This is a genomic window from Nitrincola lacisaponensis, assembly GCF_000691225.1.
In the GTDB taxonomy this organism is placed as follows: domain Bacteria; phylum Pseudomonadota; class Gammaproteobacteria; order Pseudomonadales; family Balneatricaceae; genus Nitrincola; species Nitrincola lacisaponensis.
In genome coordinates this window covers 513206-533826 of the sequence record NZ_JMSZ01000032.1, presented here as the reverse complement: position 1 = coordinate 533826, position 20621 = coordinate 513206, and the positions used below count along the sequence as shown (strand labels likewise).

The window sequence follows — 20621 nt, the reverse complement described above, 5'->3', positions numbered from 1 at the left end:
ATCAGAATAACAAGGTACCAATCAGCCAGATACGCCCTGACTGATCCGTGCCATCACTGTCGGTACCACTGGCGGTGGGATTGGGATTGCTTCGATCTTTCTGGGCATACACCAGACGGACATTGCCAGTGTCGCTGTAGGTCATACTCAGCCCCACACCATAACCGCCCAATTCATAGGTGTTCGGCCCGGAATAGGCCGGAGCACTGCCTGAATTGGCATATTGCGTGACGCCGCCGATGTCATAAAAACCAAAGGCTTCGAAATTGGCGTCCCCCTGGTTCCCCAGATTACGACGCAGTTCCAGATTGGCTAACCAGCCATGATCACCGATGGCCTCACCCACGGGCCAGGCGCGTACACCCATCGGTCCGCCAAGCTGGAATTTTTCCGCACTGTCCAGATTACCGCTAGCCAGCTGTCCGCTCAGGCTGGCATACACAAACCATTGATCGGCTGGTAATGCCTGCAAACGTGATATATTGAAATTACCCTTGGTAAAGCTGCCTTCAGTACTGCTATCCCCGCTGCCTTTTAATGACAGATCTCCCTGAGTCAGTGATATTCCCCAACCTGTCCTGCCCTGATAGCGGTCTATCTGGCTGCCACTCGCACCTAATGTCAAACTGCTGATATCACGCTGATTATCAAAAAATCCAAAATCCGGATAATTGTTCTTGTAGGTTTTATGATCCAGGCTGGCAAACAGGTCGATCGTCTGTGCAGCACTGCGTGCCAGAGGGTAGTTGGCAAACAACGAGAAAGATTCAGAGTCACTGCTCTGGTTCAGCGGGGCAATACTGCCTTCTTTAAGTTCGACATCCAGCGCAGCATAAGATGCACCCACACGCAGCCCTGAATAACCAACCGGTGCATGTACACCAAGTTTATAGCTGTTGGTACCATCAGATCCGGTATAGTTGACAAAAAATTGTTCACCATAGCCCATAGGACTGTTCAAGTTCAGATTGATACCCAGTCGCTCTTCACCAGAGAATTTGCTGCCATAGTTATCGACTGTCAGCGCGGTGGTTAATAATGGCTGTTCTTCTACCTCGGCAATAACCTGAGTAGTGCCCGCTACAGAACCAGGCGCCAAATCGGCCTGGACACTGCGAATACCCGGCATTTCATTTAACAGACGAACTTGTCTCTCTAATGCATTGATATTTATAGGCTCACCAGCAACCACGCCTTCAGCCAAATACCCAGCGATGACTTCAGACTTGATCCGCTGAGTATCCGCCACTGTGATCCCTTGCTGACCAGATAATCCATCCACAACACCTTCGAGTACCTCTATCTGTACCCGCCCCTCAGCAATTTCCTGGGGTGGCAACCAGGCCTGAGCCAGAGCATATCCCTGGTCACGCAACAACTGAGCTACGGCTTCGGCCGCTTCACTCAACTCATCCACGCTCAGTGCCCGTCCAGACCAGGGAGCCAGGTGTGCCTGTACTTGAGCGTCATCCAGAAGCGTCACACCACGCACATCAAACCCGGCAACCTGAATACGAGGCGCTCCGTCCTGATAGGAATCAGTAGGCGCCAATCCTTCAATTGCAACAGCTACCTGCTGATTTTCAAGAAACTGCATCTGGGAAAAACGCAATACCGCCTCAGGGTGGCCATGCTCGCGTAAATGCTCCAGCAATGTCAGTGCTGCCAGCTGGAACTCGGCAAAGGAAAGCTGACGTTCCGTCCAGGGAGTCATAACAGCCATGAGCTCCTGCTCATCAAACAGCTGAGCATCCAGCATGCGGACCGCATCCAGCGAAAAACGACGCTGTTCCAGGTTTTCAACCGGAGCAGTCAATACTGGATCCACCTGAATTGGCCGAGGAGCCCTGACAACAACACGTCCCTGCATACGCTGAGGTATACGCATATCACTGCGATTAGGCTGAAGCTGATTGACAGCAGAATCCGGATCATAGAAGACACTGGTGACCTGGTAATTGGCATCACTGGCTTGTACAGCCGTATGCACAGGTACACAGACCATACCAATCAACGCCAGTCGAATAGCATAAGTGAGATAGTCTGTTGCATGATATTGCGATGTTTTACTGACCTGCATGGATAATACTCGGTTCATAGTGTCTGATTTCATCCGTTCCAGCCCCAGAAAATACGTCCAGGACGGGCTGTTAACGCGGCACTCTGAGCCACGGCCTGAAGTTCCTGCAGACTGGCGGCATCATCGATCTCTGTTTCGGTTTCATCCTCCATAATCAATACGTCATCCATGTCATTTGTTACCTCAGCATCACTGTCAGAAGACTCATCTGATAGCAACAGGTCACTGACCTCTGCCTCATTGGTGATGCCTTCCTCTGGGACATTGGATTCATCTGGCCCCGCAGTTTGAGACGGTGGCTGTGTTTCCATCTGCTGCCCCTGCTCCATCAATCCCTTCATCAGGTCAGTACGCAGCTGCACCCCGATTATCGATGGGTTAACCGTCTGAGACTGTACAAAGCGCTGCTGTCCCAGGGTTTGCAGACTGACAGCAACCACCGGGGTTGTGTCATCATCAGATACGTCGGTGTCTGTAGTCAGCCCTGAACTGTAGTGTGTCTGTATAGAAGTGGTTGATGCAGTTGCTGCCCAGTCGATCATTCCTCCAGTGTTTAGTGCATCAGCTGCCTGGCCTGCCTCGCGGACACCTGTTTCACCAGTGATGCGTACTTCGACTGTGAAAGCGGTTCCATCAAGGGTATGCAGAGTGAAACGATCATAGACCACCTGATCTCGATTCAAATCACGTAATGCCTGACTGTCCGCCTGCAGCTGGTACTGCCATTGCCCCTGAGCTGTCATCTGCAGCTGGCCGTACACGCTGTTCAACGTGGTAGCCTGGAAGGCTGACTGATCCCGATCCGCATCCACAACAGTCAAGCTGCCCGAAGCCCTCTGGGTTTGTTTTTCAACCACAGCTCCGCTGAACTGACCGGACACCTGCGCAGGATTATTCACACCGATCAGCGTAATATGGATCTCTTCTGATGCCGTACCATCCAGTGAATACACCCGGAAGGCTTCAACACGTATTTCACCTTCGTGAAGGAACTGGATATCACCATTACGTACGCTGTATACCCAATCGCCCTCAGCACTTAACTGCAGATGGCCAATGGCACCCGGAGCAGCTTCAATACGCAGCAAATCAAAGCGATCCTCACCAGCATCGGGATCGATGACGCGCAATTGGCCTTCAGCACGCAATTGAAGCTCGGCATCCAGTGCATCTTCGATCAGTTCAGCAGATACATCTCCTTCGATAGATGCCACATCATTGACACCCACAACGGTGATCGCAATCTGGCTGACAGCACCATCCAGTGTCTGCACCAGAAACAGATCCACAGCCTGCTCTCCTTCACGTAGCGACTGTGCCTTGTCATTATCCAGCAGATACTTCCAGTGACCATCGGCATGCAGTTGCAGGACACCGTAAACACCACTTGTTTCAGCTGGCTGGAATACTGTGCGTTGTTCGGCGTCATTCGGATCCAGTACACGACCTGTAAGACTCAGTATCTGTGCATCTTCCTCTATCTCAGCCATCACATCAGCAGGAGTATCCGTGCGCCCATTCACCGTGATAATAATGGTGGTCGTGCTGCCATCGATGGTTGTCACAGTGAAATACTCTGTACGCTGATCTGCATCCGTCAGCGCCTGTACCTGCACATTCAGCTCAGCATTAAAGCCACTGGCATCATGTGCGAGGTGATAGCGCCAGGCACCATTCTCAAGTACGGTCAGATAGCCATACAGACCAGCCTGGCTGTTCTGCTGTGTATCGAAGGTCGCCAAACCGCCTTCCAGGGCCGGATAGGCAATACGGCCAGAAACCTGGTTCACCACATCTTCTGTTACACTGCCAACCCCAAAATAGGTGTACTCAGTCGGATCTTCGGGATCGACCGGGTCGGGATCATCCGGGTCAACGATTGTCACAGGGCGGACAAAGTCACGCCCGGGGCGTGTCAGGTAGATACCGTTCTCATCAGCCAGCCCCGTGGCATACTCTCCATCCAGAGAAAAACCCAGTTCACCCTCATCACCGAGCACCACGACGCTTACAACACGTGTCAGCAGGTTGATCGAGCCGCTGCCCGGAAGCAATCTATGTGCATTACCCTGGCTACCCGTCAAGGTATCGAAGCCAGGGCCACCAATGACAAAATTAATACCCGTATCCGGAAGGATGAAATGTGTATCGGCAGTGCCCGGTTCAACCTGGTCAGGACCAGCACTTTGCAGCAGCACGGCAACCCCTTGATCAAAGTTGACCTGGGCACTGGCACCACTGATGACACGCGTCGCATCATCATTGCCGGTGACGATCACCGTATCACGCCCCATGCCCGCAAACAGGAAGAGCTCACCACCTGTGACTGTCAGGTTATCCTGCCCCCCCTGCTGCGCAGCAGTAGAAAGCAACTGAATCAGTTCGCCATTACCATTGCTGTTAAACACCGCATTACCGGCATCCCCGAACAGAATGGTGCGATCACCTGCTTCTGTATTCGCGGTGATACGATCGTTGCCTTGGCCACCAAAGAGGATTTTGTCACCCGCTCCCACACGGATCGTGTCATTTCCACCTGCAGTTGGTACCAGAACACCGGCAAACAGGTGCTGGCGCTCGCCAGCCGGATCGATACTGCGGCGATAATCCAGATTATCACCCGAAACAACATCATCACTGCGGGTAGCGCCCTGAATGATGATCTCGTCATCTCCCATCCCGCCTGCGACTACGTTGTAATCGGTTATGGCATATCCTTCACGGTCACCAGACATACTTAACGTAATCCGGTCATTACCGCCCGTAGCCAGTTCACTGTCCAGCGTCGTGAAACTGGTGAGTCGTCCGAGGGCATCAAACGCCATACTGACGTTATCACCGGCAATCGCCCGTTCGATAGGCTGAGCTGCAGAGCCCCGGTTAGAACTCAGGGTAATATTGTCAGATCCGACACCACCGATGACATACTTGTCACCGTCAATTCCACTGCCCACACCCAGTTCAATGGTGTCATTCCCGCCCTGGGCAATTGACAAGCTGGTCAATGAACTCAGATAGCCATCTGCTGAATAATTGATACGGCCATGGTCGCCAAACACCACACCGGTGCCTTTGCCTGCACGAATATTATCACCGCCGGAACCACCGATAATGACGTAATCTCCTGCGACAGTATGCAGCGTACCACCAGCGCCGAGAGTCGGATCAAGACTGGTCACCAGCTGTCGATGACCATTGTGCCCGGCTATACGCTGGACCTCGCCGTTATCACCAATCAACGTGACCCGGGCACGCTCACCCGATATACGAATCGCATCCGATCCCACGCCACCCAACGCAATGACTTCACCCATATCACCGGTATTGGCACCCGGAATGCCAATATTCATGACATCATTACCACCGGTCGCCGCAACCTGGTCCAGTGTAATGATACGTGTCAGGCTGGCCGCCTGCTGACGAATATCCTGTACCGGCGAAAATACCAGGCGGGCATTATCACCTGCCAGAATACGGAATGCGGTACGGTTGGAATTGATATTGAGAGTATCACCGCCAAAACCACCTACAAACGTCACATCACCATCACCGATGGTCACGGTATCGCTGCCACCCGCATTAAACGCCAGACTTTCAATACGTTGAAGCGCCCCACCAGAGAACAGAATTTCACCCGAATCACCCAGCAGGATGCTGCGATTGTAATGATCTGCAATCAAGGCGTGTTGATCATCCGAATCAATTCGCAGCGTATCATTACCGAAGCCACCAATCAGAATATTGTCACCCGAGCCAACACGGATGTTATCGTTGCCGCCGGAATTGGGCACCGTGCTAATCAAGGACAGCATCTGGTAACTGAGCGCCTGACGGTTGTACTGACCGTTATCACCAAAAATGACGTTCTCAGCCATACTGCCTGACTGCACCAGAATCTGATCACCACCCATACCACCAAAGACGACATTCAATCCCAGGTAAGCCGTGGTGTTTTGACGACCAATCGTGATCTGGTCTGCTCCGCCTGTCGCTGCAATCTGATCTGTTGTTACCAGATTGGTCAGCCCTCCCCTCAGGTCAAAGGTCGCACGCAGGTTATCACCTGCGATATAACGACCCGTACGACCACGGGCTTCTTGAGCCGGAACAGTCAGTGCGCCAGCAAATCCGGTCACCACTGCTGAAATTCCGGTGACACCTGCCAGAAAACCACCCTCGGCATCCCAGGCAACACCAAAGGCTTCCGGCGTTCCTTCGGCATCAATCAGAATCTGGTCATCACCTATACCGCCACTGACCAGTTTGAAGCCTTCTCCCAGGGTGATGATGTCATTGCCACCCAATACTTCGTTTTTGGATTGCGCCAGACGTAAAACACCATTGGATGCAACGGCATCATACAGAAGCTCGGCATTGTCACCGAAAACAATATGCGTGCCATCCAGCGCGGTGATTTCATCGGCACCAAAGCCACCCAAAATCACCTTACCGCCATTTCCGGTGACCAGGATGTCATCACCGCCTTTGTCATCCTCCAGGGTGCGCACACTCTGCATCAGGTTAGGTTTACCATTACCTGACACCGTCCAGCGAATCTCGCCATTATCACCGATAATGATGTCTTCACTCTGGGCCTGCCCGCGAATCAACTGTCCATCCTGATCATAGTGTGCCGAAATCAGAATCGTATCGGACCCCATCCCACCCAGAATAAAGTTGCTACCCAGGTGACGCAGAGCGCTGTCTGCACCATCACCTATGCGAATAAAATCATCACCACCCGTGCTGTTCTCAACATCAAGTGTCTTGAACAGCACTACGCCACCATTTGCATCCGTTTCAATACGTGCGTGATCACCGGCAATGAAGCGTGCATTCTGAGCGGTTGAACTGGAGGCTGACATAATGATGGCATCACTGCCTGCACCACCAAAGATAATGGCTGAACCACTGTCCATCTGAATCAGGTTATTACCACCTGTGCCACCCATCTCATTGACCGGTGCTTCGACAAAATCGAGCATGCGCAAACCTTCTGCATTCAACGCAAAAGTCCGCTGATCCATTTTGAATCCAATACGACCATTATCACCGAGAATGATATTCAAACTATCAGCCCGGTCAGCAGCCGTAATGCGATCATTGCCATTGCCAGCGATGACAAGATTATTGCCTCCACCCAGGAAAATGACATCATTGCCACCACCGGCCGCGCCAAAACTTTCCATATAAAGAGGCAGGTTGTAGTTGAAATCAACACGTATCAGGCCCAGATCGGCCATAATGGTGTTATTGCCTTCACCCGAGAAGATACGATCACTGCCAAGTGATCCCATCAAAATATCATTGCCTGCGGCACCTCGCAGTACCTGACTGCCACCACCCTGACTGATAGATTCGAGTGTTTTATCTTTCCAAAGCCACATGCGCCCATCATTGCCATGACCTCCGGCCAGCCCGGCCAACTGCAGGCTGGTATAATCACTGACCTGAATTGCTGCGGCTGAGTTATCGCCATTACGGTAGGTACGGAAGCTATCCGCCACCAGCAGATTGTGGCCGCCAGTCGCACTCAGGCTGTCACTGCCACCATTACCGACAATCAGGTTGTTATAGCCATTACCGATCAGCAGATCATCTCCGGCACCCCCAAACATATTATGGAAACCACGAACCGAGATGTTATTACTGCCACCAAACCGGCTGTTGCCCGTCTGATCAACCTGTACGCTTTGAGTGAATTCAGAAAAATCGATAGTGTTACGAGCATTGGCATTATCACTACCCGTATCACCACGCAAGCTGCCGCTCACTGATGCACCTGCCTGAATCCGGAAGACATCGCTGCCTTTACCTCCCAACACGTTTTCAAAGCCGGTAAAGGTAAACCCTTGTCCCGAGGTTTCTGCAGCGCCCTGTTGAGTACCGTTGGCAGGCAAATTGACCTGCCCCATACCACTGGTACTATTGGTTACCCAGCCGGCATTCAAACCGGTCAGTGTCACCATCAGGTTCTGGGCATTACCAGAGAAGTTCAGCCAGTCATTCCCCTGACCTCCCTTGACCAGATCAATCTGCGTACTGACTTGCCACTGTGCCAGATTACGGCCTTGAACAGCATTTAACGCTGCATCATCAAAGGTAACGCTGCGGGTTTGAGCACTGAAATCCAGAATGTTGCGCCCTTGGGTGTCATTAAGGGTGACCTGGCCCCACTCACCCAGGAAACGGTAAGTGTCATCACCTGCCTGACCTTCCATAATGGTCTGGCCACCCCGGGCAATCAACATATCATTGCCACTGCCACCATAGAGACGAGCCACGCCATCCGTACCGCCGATCAGTACGTTGCCACTGGCCGCATTACTGGCATAGAAGGTGTTATCACCGCTACCTGCAACAAAATAGACGGGAATGTCACCTAGCTCTCGTGCATCAAACACATCCGTACCCACACCACTATAGCCATGCACAGCAGTGGCACGACGGTAGGTCTGGGTGTACTCCTGTCCATTGGGCAGAACGGCGACAATCTCGATATTGCTGCCAGACAGACTTAAGGTGTAATGCTCATCGCCGTCTTCAGTACTTTTACGCAAACGATCTGAAGCATCAAAGCTGATTTTTGGATAGCCATCCACCCCAGCAAAGCCCGAGCCTGTATTGAGTACCAATACAGTACCGTCCATGGAGGCCAGTACTGGATCCTGATCACAAAAATTCAGTGACCACTCAAACAGCGTGATATCCATAAAGGTGTGTTCCCACACCCGTACATACTTGATCAGTGCCAGTAATTCCAGATAAGCACGAATAAATGCAGAAGCGCGCATGTCGATACTCACCAGCCCTGCCGGATTTTTATCGAGTATCGCGTAGATTTCTGAACCGCGAACCTTGCCGTCCTGATCAGGATCACAAAGATCCAGAGTTCCTTCGAAACGGATACCGCCCTCTACACCACCACGGGCAATAAAGGCATTCAATTCAGCAAACGCAACCAGCTCTGCTGACAGAATAACCTCAGGCTGATCCACGCCTTTGGAATCTATATTATCGCTAATATAGAAACCATCCATGATATCGATGACATTTTTGCTATCTAGGAACTTGATCACACCATAGGTATCGAACCCAAGTGTGATAAAGGCTTGCAATTTGATTTCACCACCGACGCCGACAAACAGAGGCGGATAAACCGGGAAGCTTTTACGAAAGCCGACCGCAACCTCTAAATCTGGCGGAGTATAGGTCACCAGATCAATAGGCTTACCGAATAGTAATCCAAGAACTGCATCTCCCGGATTATCAATAATCGGGAATTGCAAAGCATTAGCAGGTTTTTCCAGTGCGGCAAAAAAATCATTCATGCCGTCATCCAGCGAAATGGTTGTTTCACCCGGAATCGCCTTGGCGACGGAGCCGAAGTCAACCACACCACCGATATAGTTGAGTACATTATCCAACGCAAACTGTGAATGACTGTTCCCAGCCAGTAACAGTACATCAAAGACCGGCAGTTTAACTGTCGAGCCGCCAGCATCTATGACTGCTTTAAGGCTGTTGATGGTATCGAACAGACTGATCAGCGAAACGATAAAGTCTATTTTGGCATTACCACCACTGATCTTGGAGAAATCAACCGCCATGTCCACCAGCGAGTAATTCTTGCGCATCAGGTCGGAAATACCGGGAATCGGCTTGGTCAACTGCTCTATCACCGGTGCAAACGGGTCTGTGACTACCGAAATAACATTAATGACCGGTTCGAGGAAGTTGGAAAAAAACGTCCCCATATCCAGTGCAATATCGGTCATCCATACACCAGGTTGATCGGCAAACAATGAATAATAATCACTCGATGTCAGCGCTTCGAAGCGTTCCATCCATTGCTGCCACTCGGGCTGATCCGGATCTTCTTTGGCCGCAGACCAGGTCAGGTGAAAGTTACCCTCAATCGCTGGCAACAGATCTGGCTGAATAGCATCACCAAAGCCGACGCCAAGACGCATATGCAGATTAATCTGGGCATAGGCTTCCCAGTTTGTCTCAAACAGGTCACTGAGATCATTCGAAGTCAGTACATTGTACGTCAGACGCCCATCACTGCCGCCAAACGTACCATCCAGAAAATCATCCAGCTCACCCGCAAGCCCATCACTCAGCCCCCAGGTATCGCCGGAGCTGAATCCCAATGAGGCATTATCTGTCAAATCAATTTCAAAACGCGCCAAAAACTGGGTACGAGATCCCTCATAGCCGGTTTTGCCATCAAACAGCGTGTCACTGACACCCCAGGCATCAAAGTTGGACTGATCGTCATACCAGATGGTGCCGAAGGTATCGTCTTGCCAGGCTTCACGATCACCCCAGACGCGTCCTTCATTATCCTTGATCCAACCCGAGTAGTTATCCGTGATGGTGCCATTCATAAACATCAGCTCAGCCTGAAGGCTGGCAGGTGCGCGCAGCGCCTCATACTGAGGGACATAACGACCAAAGCGATCAGTCATCAATGCCTGCTCACCATCAACCATGACAGCAATGCGTTCACCATTGCCATCCAGTTTATAGATCGGTATCGGGTCGCCAAAACGATCGGTTTTGAGCAGTAACTCCCAGCCACCGGTATCTGTCAGCCGGGTTGCCTCCTGCTTGTACTCATACTGGCCGTTACTGGTCTGGCGTCGGTAAACAAACTGCCCCGCGGCACTGAGCAGGGCTTCATACTTGATTTGCTCACGTTCATCTACGACTTCAGTTTCATATTCCCAGGCCAGTTCATAAAGCGTATTACCTGCGGAATCCAGCTTGGGCTGATCGGTATACACGACTTCGTATACATACTGCCCGGCATTTTTAACAAAACGCTTTTCGATCTGTTTTGTGTCCAGGTTGAAAAACTCTTCAACCACACGCTGCTCATAGAAATTGGTTTCATTCGGTGAAGGAGCCAGATAGGCATGTATCTGGAACTGGATTTCAGCCACTTCAACATCATCATCCAGTGACCATAGATTGCTGATGTGCGGATCCATCGATACCAGAGCATCAGCATAGTCTGCTTCTTCTTCGGAGCTCAGTGGCAATCCATCATCATTCAATATGCGATTGCCATCTGCATCAATCGGGAATCCGGCTGCATCACGCAAAATACCGGTATCGATAAAGCCAGTCGCTACCCAGGACTTGCCGTATAGAGCCTGACTATTTTCAGCAAACTCCGTCACCTGACCAATACCTGCATGCCCCGGCATATTGGCAACCAGATAAAATCCCTGATTGACATCCAGTCCGAATCCCAGGAAAAAGTCCCAGTCCAGACTGACACCCAGACCGCCATCAATGGCCAGGTTCAGACCTGGAACGCCGATATCAAAATCAACAGACAAATCTGGCAGCGCAATGGTCTGACCAAGGTTCATCCGAAACTGAACAGCACTACTCTGAGCAAATACCAACTGTTCTGAGGCACGAATCTGCTCGGTTGTGTAGCTGATAAATTTCAGTTCGCGCAAATCACTGTCATTGATAAACTCTTCACGGACAGCTTCAATGACCTCTGTAGTCAACTCGCCATCCCAACCGGGGAAAAGCGCAAGGAAGGTGTCGGATGCCAAATAGGCCTCAATCGCCGCGGCCTGATCATCTGTCAGGAAATCCGGATCACCGGCCATGTTCTCGCGATACCAGAAACCGCCAAACAGGTCCTGATAGGTCAGATCCACAATGACCTGGCCGGCAATTCCCAAAAAGCAGGGTTTGAGCTTGTCGGCATCCAGTTCAACTGCTTCAGCACCTACACGTGGTTGAATCTCATAGACGGGAGGCTCGCCCTCAGCAGCCACATTGACACGTACGGCAGCATAGTATTCAAACAAAAGGTTGCCATCTTCGTCCTGACGTGGGTCACCCTGCTCATCCAATTGAGGCACGCGAATAAAGGCTTCACCAGTGCTATCCCGGAAAACCGGGTTACCGTCGGCATCCGTTTGCTGCAGACGCTCACCGGACGCCACCCAACCAGTACGCTGTCCCCCTTCGGTCAGGTTGCGAATCGCCCAGAGCTGCTCCGCTTCCAACAATCCAGTCAGCTCAGGAATATTGACAAAGGTGTATTGGTCAGAATCCTGAGCAATATACTCAAGCACGATATCATCCGGTGTGATGATACCGTCACCATTGTAATCACGCAGGAAGTTCAGATAGGGATTATCCGGGTGATACAGCAGATCGAACAACACCATACGCAAGGCATTATCCAGACTACCGTAATTGAAAATGACGGAGTTAAGCGCGTTGGTCAATGTACTGACAAAACCTTCACGCAGGCCAGCAACAAACTGGGTCATCTCTTTCAGAGCTTCCGGACCAATGATCGGCCCGACCAGTCCGGATGTCAGCGTATCAATTACGCTCTGGAAAGCCCCCAGCACGGTATCCAGCGTTTCCACCACAAATGCCGGATCACTCAGCAAAAAGAGTAATGGCGCGCTTTTCATTCTGACGCCATCCGGATCGCAGAAATCTTCACCCAGACCGGCATTCTGAAGCACTTCCAGGAAGGTCTGTTGCCAACCGCCCAGATTTGGAAGAATGATGCTCAGATCAAAGCCGTCACTGCCTGGCTGCACTTCCGGTGCATCAAAAATGGGTAATTGTATACCCTCACTGGGCTGGGTTGTTTGCCCTTCTCCACCGGTCAGTGGATTGCCCGGAGTCAGATCGAGGCCGGGCAAACCCGATTCATCAGCGGTATCACCCGGGACACCGTCCTGATCCAGGTCACTGCTGCCCGAGCTGGCCAGCGAAGGACGGGCGGCTTCGAGCACTTGTGTATTCAGACTGAGGCTGTCACCGAGCATCCGGTTCAAGATTTTCCCCAGGTCACGCAAAGCAATGTCAGCAGTACCCACCGGCATAGGATTGACGAACACCGGCAACTCCTGAGTCGTCAGGTCTGCCAGACGATCCGATACGACAATACTCAAAGGCAGGCGTGTTTCAATATCACCCGTCAACGACAGATCGAATGCCTGCTGTTTAACCGCCTTAACCGCATTGACCCCATCGGTATTGGGCAGGTTACCCGGCAAAGGTAACAGAGAAGCGACCACCAAATCAGCATATTCACCCAGATACAGCCGCCCTGCCGCATTGTTCAGCGCGTATCCGCCCTGCAGATCCAGTTCAACCTCACCACCAGCAATCTGTAAGTCATACAGCGTTACAGGAGAGGTGAAATTCAACGTCTGATCGGCATCATTGAACAGACGGAACTGCATAAATGTACCCGCCTGGCTGCCACCTTCATCACGTGCATCAAACAGGAACAGACGGCCCAGATTTGAGTTCTCCTCTCCGCCTTGTTCTACAGCCAGATCGATACCCAGTTCCAGATTAAAACTGACTTCACGGAACAGTCGCATCAGGCTTTCCCGATTCGCATCGGTAATACTCAGGGCAGGCCCCAGCAGTTCTTTCAACAGCGCCTGATCAGCCGCCGAAAACATCTGGATCAAACGTGCATCGGCCAGCAGCAGGTTAAACTGCTCCAGTGAATCAAACTCCAGCGTAAACGGAATGTTCATCACCAGGGCCTGGCGATCTGTATCCAGATAAAAATCAATCACCTGGCTTTCCAGACCGAACGCTGACTCCAGCAGGGCTTGCAGAGTTTGCAAACTGGCCTGTTCAATCTGACTGAGTGCTTCATATACCTGATTGAAATGCTGCTGCAGCGCCAGCAATTCATGCAAGGATTTGTTCAGTGTCGGCAATTTCTGGCCAAACAGATTGAGTTCACCCATATTGGCCAGATTACCCAGCAAGGATGCCAACTGGGTCAAGTCATCCAGCAGACCATCCCAGTTTTGCACTGCCAGTCCCTGATACAGACCGAAATCGGGTAGTTCACCCGTAGTGTCAGCAGTTGTGTCTGCATGCGTCAGTGTATCTGCAGCATTACCCAGATTCAGCACCAGTGAGCCATTCACATCTGGTGCAGCCAAAAGCTGGCCAAACTGATCCTTAAACCCTTCCGGAATACTGACCTGTATGGCATCCAGGGTAATCGCCGCTTGTGTAGCATCGGACCAGACTAAACCATCAGCCGTAAACTCATCCACCAGCAAACGGTTACGTAGCGTCATCTGTACTTTTTGCTGTTCAGCCCGAGTAGCACCTTCACCATGTGCAAACGTAATGAAACGCAGCTTGTCGAAACGGCCAGAGTCATCAGCAACCACAAATACATGGCCTGCAAACGGATTAACTGCTTCATTAAAATGCGCATCCAGCGCTGCATGAATCGCGGCATTCAAATCAGCAGCAAGATCTGCAACGGATGTATTATCCTGCGTGGCAGCCTTACGCAGTACAACTTCGAGATCAAACGCTTCATAATTTTGATTATTGAGGGTAAAGCTCTTGAAACCGATCGTCAGCCCGACATCCCGTAGTGTCTGCCCTAACTGATTGAAGGGAGTGAACAGCAAACTGGCGCTATCCCGTACTGGCGTATCAGCCGTCAAACCCAACTGCGCTCCCTGTACCAGCACGCTGTCCAGTGCAGCATTAAAGTCCAGTATCCCGGCATTGCCCTGGAGCACATCCACCAAGGAATACTCGAATGCCCCCTGATAAGCGCCCTCGGTAATGCTCAGATCGCCAAAGATCAGCTTGAGTAACCCTTGCTGCCCGGATGCTGATCCATTGGTCTGCATCTGAGCACTAAACTGACCGGCGACCTTGGCATCTTGCAGTTTCATTGCCACAGCAGCGGTTTTGATGGCCTGTCGGGCAACCAGCCCCAGTTCGCGATTACCTATATTACCCTCATCTGCCATCTCTATCTGGGCACGTGCAATGGTATTACCCAGAACCTGCAGTTCCAAATAATAAAAGTGCTGCTCGTCAGGTTCGGCTTCAGCATTGCCAAAATTGATCTCTAACCCGGTATCAATCTCAGTTGAAATAATATTCACACGGATCAGCTGTCCCAGGTGAACATACCCCAGCCCACCCTCTAGAGTACCCAGATACGCATGGGCAGAAATATCAGTTGTATTGAGTACTTGCTGAATATCAGCACGCAGATCATCCACGGATGTATTATCAGCTGTCAGTGCAGCAGCCACCGTAATATCAATCGATTCGGCATTATCCAGACGCAGTTTGAAAACAGCATCAGCTGTCAGTTTGCCATCAGACGGCAGTGTAAAATCAAAATCGGGCGCAGGGCGGATGGCATTTTCCATGCCAATACTGATACCTAACGCATCCAAACCCACAAAGCCCATTCCGGTGCTGGGTTGCGTCAGCACAATCAAATCCACAGCAGCAAAAGTACGCAGCTGTAGCTGACCTTCTGCTGTCTGTTCGAAATACAGCGCTCCGGCAAGATTCTTATACCCTGCCAGTGGACCGGTGCCTGAAATGGCTGCCAGCTCCGCATTCAGAATGGTTACCAGACGATCAGTGGTCAGAGTGGCGCCAAATACGTTATTAAAGGCAGCATTAATGCTGTTCCTCAGCGTATCTGCCGTCACCCCAGGAACCACAGACAAGACACGCTCAACACCATTGATCTGAATGACGACCTCAATCGAACCTTCCAGCGCAGCGATGGCTTCCACATAATCCTGGTTCGAGTTAACTTTCAGAGCCAGACTGGGGTTGCGACCCTCAGCATTGATTTCACTGTCCGACAGCACCTGACCATCGACACGAATAAATGCACTGACACTGCTATTGATATAGCCGGTCTGAGAGGTCACTGACACCTGTGAACCGGCAGTTGAAGCAAATCCATCATTGGCTGGCTGTGCCGCAACAATATCTGCCAACGTAAACTGAGCACCGTCGATATTAAAGCCAAGCGACAAGGTTTGGTCCACAAGAGCCGGATTCTCAATACTACCGGTTGCAGAACCAGTTACAGGCCCGGCAGCGACGAGTGAAATGGCCTGAGGGCGACTCAAATCAAATCCCAGTGAGCCGGTAAAAAAGCTCTCATGAGTGAGGTCCATCCAGGCATCACTGCTAAAGTCCGTCATGCCTCCAGCGTTTTCATCCAGCAACAGCTGAACTGCATCAATCTGGATACCGGAACCAATAAACAGATCCATCCAGAGCGTTTGAGTGGCCAAATCAAAACGTGGATTGATCGTGAATTCAGCGAAGTCTGTCGTCAGGGTATTATTCAACAAGCGGTGCGTTGCTTGCTGAAAACGATCCATCAGCACATACCAGTCAGAAAATGCAGGCCGGGACTGAGTCTGCATGGAGTCGCCGGTCTTCTGAAAACCTGCCAGCGTCAAATCAGCATAGCCTGTTGTAAAGTCAGATGCTGACAGGATGCGGGTTTTATTAATGGCCAGTGTATCTATATTCTGTCCGGACAGTTGACCGCCAAAGCGTACATCAAACGTATATCCCTGACCGGCAACCACAGATACCTCAACAGCATCCGGACTCAGGTCTTCATATACCTTGACCAGCATCTGGTAAAGTGTATCAGCCAGATCACTGGCCAGTTGACTGGCGGTTTTAAGAGAGCCGGATGCAGTTAAATCCAGCACATCAGACTCGAGAGGCTGACCCGCCAGATTCAGCAACAGCTGCAGACTGCCACCCGCCACATTGGCAAATGTCAGGCGCTGAATTTCATCCAGCTTACCTTCCGGGGTTGTCCCGACTCTGCCCTCTTGCAGGTTACTGACAAACACCTGGACACCAGGCTGGGAACGCAGTTCGCTGATATCAGCAGAAAAATTTCCCAGAGCTTTACCCGCACTGACATCCAGAATATTAGCGGCAATAAAAAAGGACTGAATGCCATCATTGGTCGTCCCTTGCTGGGCCAGTTCAACGGTCAGATACACCTGATCCTGATGTTCTGTATCCAGTTCACGGTAAGCATCATTAATGGCTTTATTGAGCGCCAGCGCAATACGATCACTCCAGGTACCAGGCCCTTCCAGACTGATGGATGCTGTCTCAAATGCCTGGCCATCATAGGCAAAGCTGATTTTGAACTGACCACCCGCAACATGTATCAACTGCATCTGATACACCGCTGGCTGTACCGGCGTATCCTCATCAACATCCAGCGCTGCTGCCTGTTCTTCAGCAAATTGCACACCCATGGAAGGTGCTATCTGTAACCGCTCAAAGGTGCCCGTTTGGGTTTGCGAGATTACCAGACGTCCATACGTCAGCCCATCGACACGATCCAGGTCTCGTGCCGAGACCTCCAGCAAACCACCTGCTTTGGCATTTGCAGAAAACTCAATCTCGAGAGGTACAACATCCTGACCGGACAGTGCACCGGTAAAGGTAATTTGCCAGTTACGCGCTTCACCCGTAACCTGTACGTTACCCTTACCCACTTCTGGCAGGTTCTCAAGTACACGCTGTAACTCTATGGCACTGCTAAAGCTGGAAATATCAGCTGACCAGCTACCCTCACCCAAGCGTACACGGAAATCACCACCACTGGTGTGTAACCGAAGCTGCTGTTGAGCATTGGTATAACGTCCAGACTGGAATATGCCACCTTTGACCAATTCCGTTACCACTGCAACGGGCAGTAAGGCTGTGACGGGCACTCCCTGCTCCATCACCTGCCAACCCAGCAAGGAATTGGCAGCCTGTGAAATTTTTTGGTCAATCAAACTGGCCAATTGGTTAATATGCGTAAACTGACTGGTTTCACTCGCCAGTACAGTTATGGTAACGACGGAGAGAGCGGACTGCCCTGGCAATTGTAATTGCAAATCAAAAGAAAGATTCTCAGGCAGGCGTGGCGAAACGGCCTGACTAGCCAGAATTTCCTGCCGCGCGGCTTGCAGCCCTTCATTGAACAACGCCGCAAGTCCTTCACTAAAGTCCAGCGTCTGCCCGAGATTCACATTGGTAAACGGCAGCAACCCGTCAAACTCACCTGAATCACGCAAGGACTCCAGATAAAGCACCACATCCGAGAGCATATCCATGAGCTGTTGCGGTTCAAGGCTGCTCAGTGCACTCAAGGCAGTAAAGTTGGTGATGCTGGTATCTGGCGTGTAACTGGCAATCGCTGCCCAGTCTGTTGCCAGTCCGTTATTGAAACTGATCGTCACACCGGGAACACCCCCTGCCAGGGTTTCCAGCGAGACACCAAACAGATCACCGCTCAGCGTCATCGTCAGACCAGCTGTTACCTCAGTTGTGGATGTATCGGCGGTAACAGAACTCCCATCGACAGTCACAGTCACCCGGCCGGAGTCAAACTCCAGCTCGCCAGTGGCAACTACCGGCAAAGCGCCCAGCAATGCTGGCGCATGGAAAGTGCCATCGGGCGCCTTCACCTGCAACTCAAGCTTGTTGAGCGCAAACATGGCTGAAGACGTCGTAATCCGATGATCAAAGGTGAGATCCATCAGGGCATTCAGGGCAATACCCTGCCCATCACCCCAGGCAAAGCCAAGGTTGGCAAGGGCATCACCAAAGCTGAGTTGTGCCAGAAACTCACGGCTCAGCGCAAAATCCAGCCCTAATGCCAGCTCAGTGCCATCAGTGTTCAGGCCGCCAGTGACAGTAAACAACGAATCACTGAAATCACTTGAGATTAAAGCCTGCAGGCTACTGTAGGCACCACGGCCGTATAAATAGCCTTCAATTTCCTGAATCAAGCCACTATAGGTGGCACCCGCCTGAGCAAAATACTGTTGCAATACCGTGGTAAATTCACCACCCGGCTGGTAATACCCCAGTTGGACGATATCACCCAGGGTTCGACCATCCTCAGTGATCATCAACGACAGGAGTGACTGGTCCACCAGTGGCAATTGCAAGGATAGAGCTTCAAGCTGATCCAGTTGAGTAGCCACCTCTGCCCAATCCGCCAGCAGAGACTGAAGTTGTGTCTGAATGGCAGCATCACTCAAGCTGGCATCACGGTAAAAATTGAAACTCAGTGCATCCTCAGCCAATACCCCCTGCAACGCCAAATAGGCCTGAGCCCCAAAGGCTGCCTCCTGCGAGACACCACTCAAGGCAAAGCGCCCCTGGGCATCAGCAGTCACATGACGCTGAATCAGAGAGTCAACATACTCAGAATTGGTAATCTGGCGAGTGTTATCCAGATTATTGGGGTCCTGCAGGGTGAAGCTGGCACCCAGGTTCAGGCTAAAGCCGCCCTCACCCGTCATCTGCGTGCCAAGGTGTAGCTGCTCTGCCCGGATAAAACCTTCAGGCGCTACACCTGGATCTGTATTCATGCGAATACCGGCTTCAAGCACCATCTGCAGACGTGTCACCGCCTCAGCATTGATAGCATCCAGCGTATAACCCGCTGGCGTCAGCGAAACTGTATGCGATGAATCCCGCTGCAAGTCGGCCGTCAAGCGCAGGCCGTAGATGGGCATCGCCGGGTTGCTGGCATCAACAGTCAGCGCCCCTTGTACTCCATCAATCAGCAACAGGCTGCTATTGCTATTCAGATAGCTGATCAGGCCAGAGAGAGTATGTGAGCTTCCTTCGCCAAAATACGCATTGGCTTTATCGTGCAGATCAAAGTCTGCTCCACTCAAACTCAGCAGATCAAGAATACGGGTACTGGTGAGCCCGGCGATATCGGCATGGATTAACGCATCAGTGAGCGCCCGGTTACCTAATGCATCCAGGTTTTCCAACGCCTGCAAAAGTACAGTCTTGGTTTCATCTGTAAAGGTCAGATCGGCCAGTAGTGCGTCATAGACCGTGTGGCCTGCACTGAAGAGCGCCTGGGTTTCAATGACGCCCGTGGTGTATTCAAATACCCAGTTACCGCCCAGTGATTCAGCACCGGTCATATCATCTGACGCAGCGACATCCGCACCTGTCAATGCCGCAATGCGCTCAACAAATGCGCGCCCTGTTTCACCTTCAGCAACGGAGCAACCGTAGAATAACAGATCAGCACCTTCGGCCAGCGCCGACTGCCAACCTGAAAGCGCCTCGGCATAAGCATCGAGGGACGTATTATCCAGCGTGGTATTGCCCAGCTGCACACTGGCGGCCTCACCATGGGAGATAATATGTATCGCTTTCAGGTTTGAATACTGCGTCAGCCACTGCGTGATCTGCTGTACGCCGTCTGCACCGGCATCCAGATACACAACTTCAACATGCGACTGCTCATCACCACGCTGCCCCAGAGCCTGTTCAATCAGGGATTCAGGTTGCTCAACAGCTGTGTCAATAAAGATCAGCTCATGAATCAGACTTTCCTGCTGCAAACCACCGAGAGAGTAGTCGGCCAACAGATCAGCTTCAGCCTGATGCTGCAGGTTAATCACTGAATCCTGAGGATCCTGAGATGTCGGAGGGATTACCAGCAGATCACCGGACAGCATAAAGCGCTGTTCCAGCAGCTCCACTTCAGTGGCAGGCATACGCTGAGTATTCACCCGCTGGGTATCCAGCGAGCGCTTGATCAGGCTATGCCACTGTTGCAGTGCCCGGTGCTTCCAGGATTTACCAGCCGCATGGTGCAGATAGCGTGCTGCGCTTCCCATGTTGTTACCCCCCAGCGATTCGAATCGCTTTTATATCG

The 20621-nt window shown here is 51.6% G+C and carries 2 protein-coding genes; both read right to left on the bottom strand.

The features are described from left to right. Position 1: 1 nt before the first annotated feature. Positions 2–2098: a ShlB/FhaC/HecB family hemolysin secretion/activation protein gene (locus tag ADINL_RS12410; RefSeq protein ID WP_161667753.1), complete on the bottom strand. Its 2097-nt coding sequence runs from the start codon at positions 2096–2098 to the stop codon at positions 2–4. An 11-nt stretch (positions 2099–2109) separates the two neighbouring features. Continuing rightward, positions 2110–20583, bottom strand: a complete 18474-nt coding sequence (locus tag ADINL_RS12405; RefSeq protein ID WP_036548339.1) for a VCBS domain-containing protein — start codon at positions 20581–20583, stop codon at positions 2110–2112. Positions 20584–20621: the final 38 nt, after the last annotated feature.

Excerpts from the sequence above, each read along its gene's own strand:
- ADINL_RS12410 (WP_161667753.1), bottom strand. The coding sequence starts at position 2,098 with ATGAACCGAGTATTATCCATGCAGGTCAGTAAAACATCGCAATATCAT.
- ADINL_RS12405 (WP_036548339.1), bottom strand. The coding sequence starts at position 20,583 with ATGGGAAGCGCAGCACGCTATCTGCACCATGCGGCTGGTAAATCCTGG.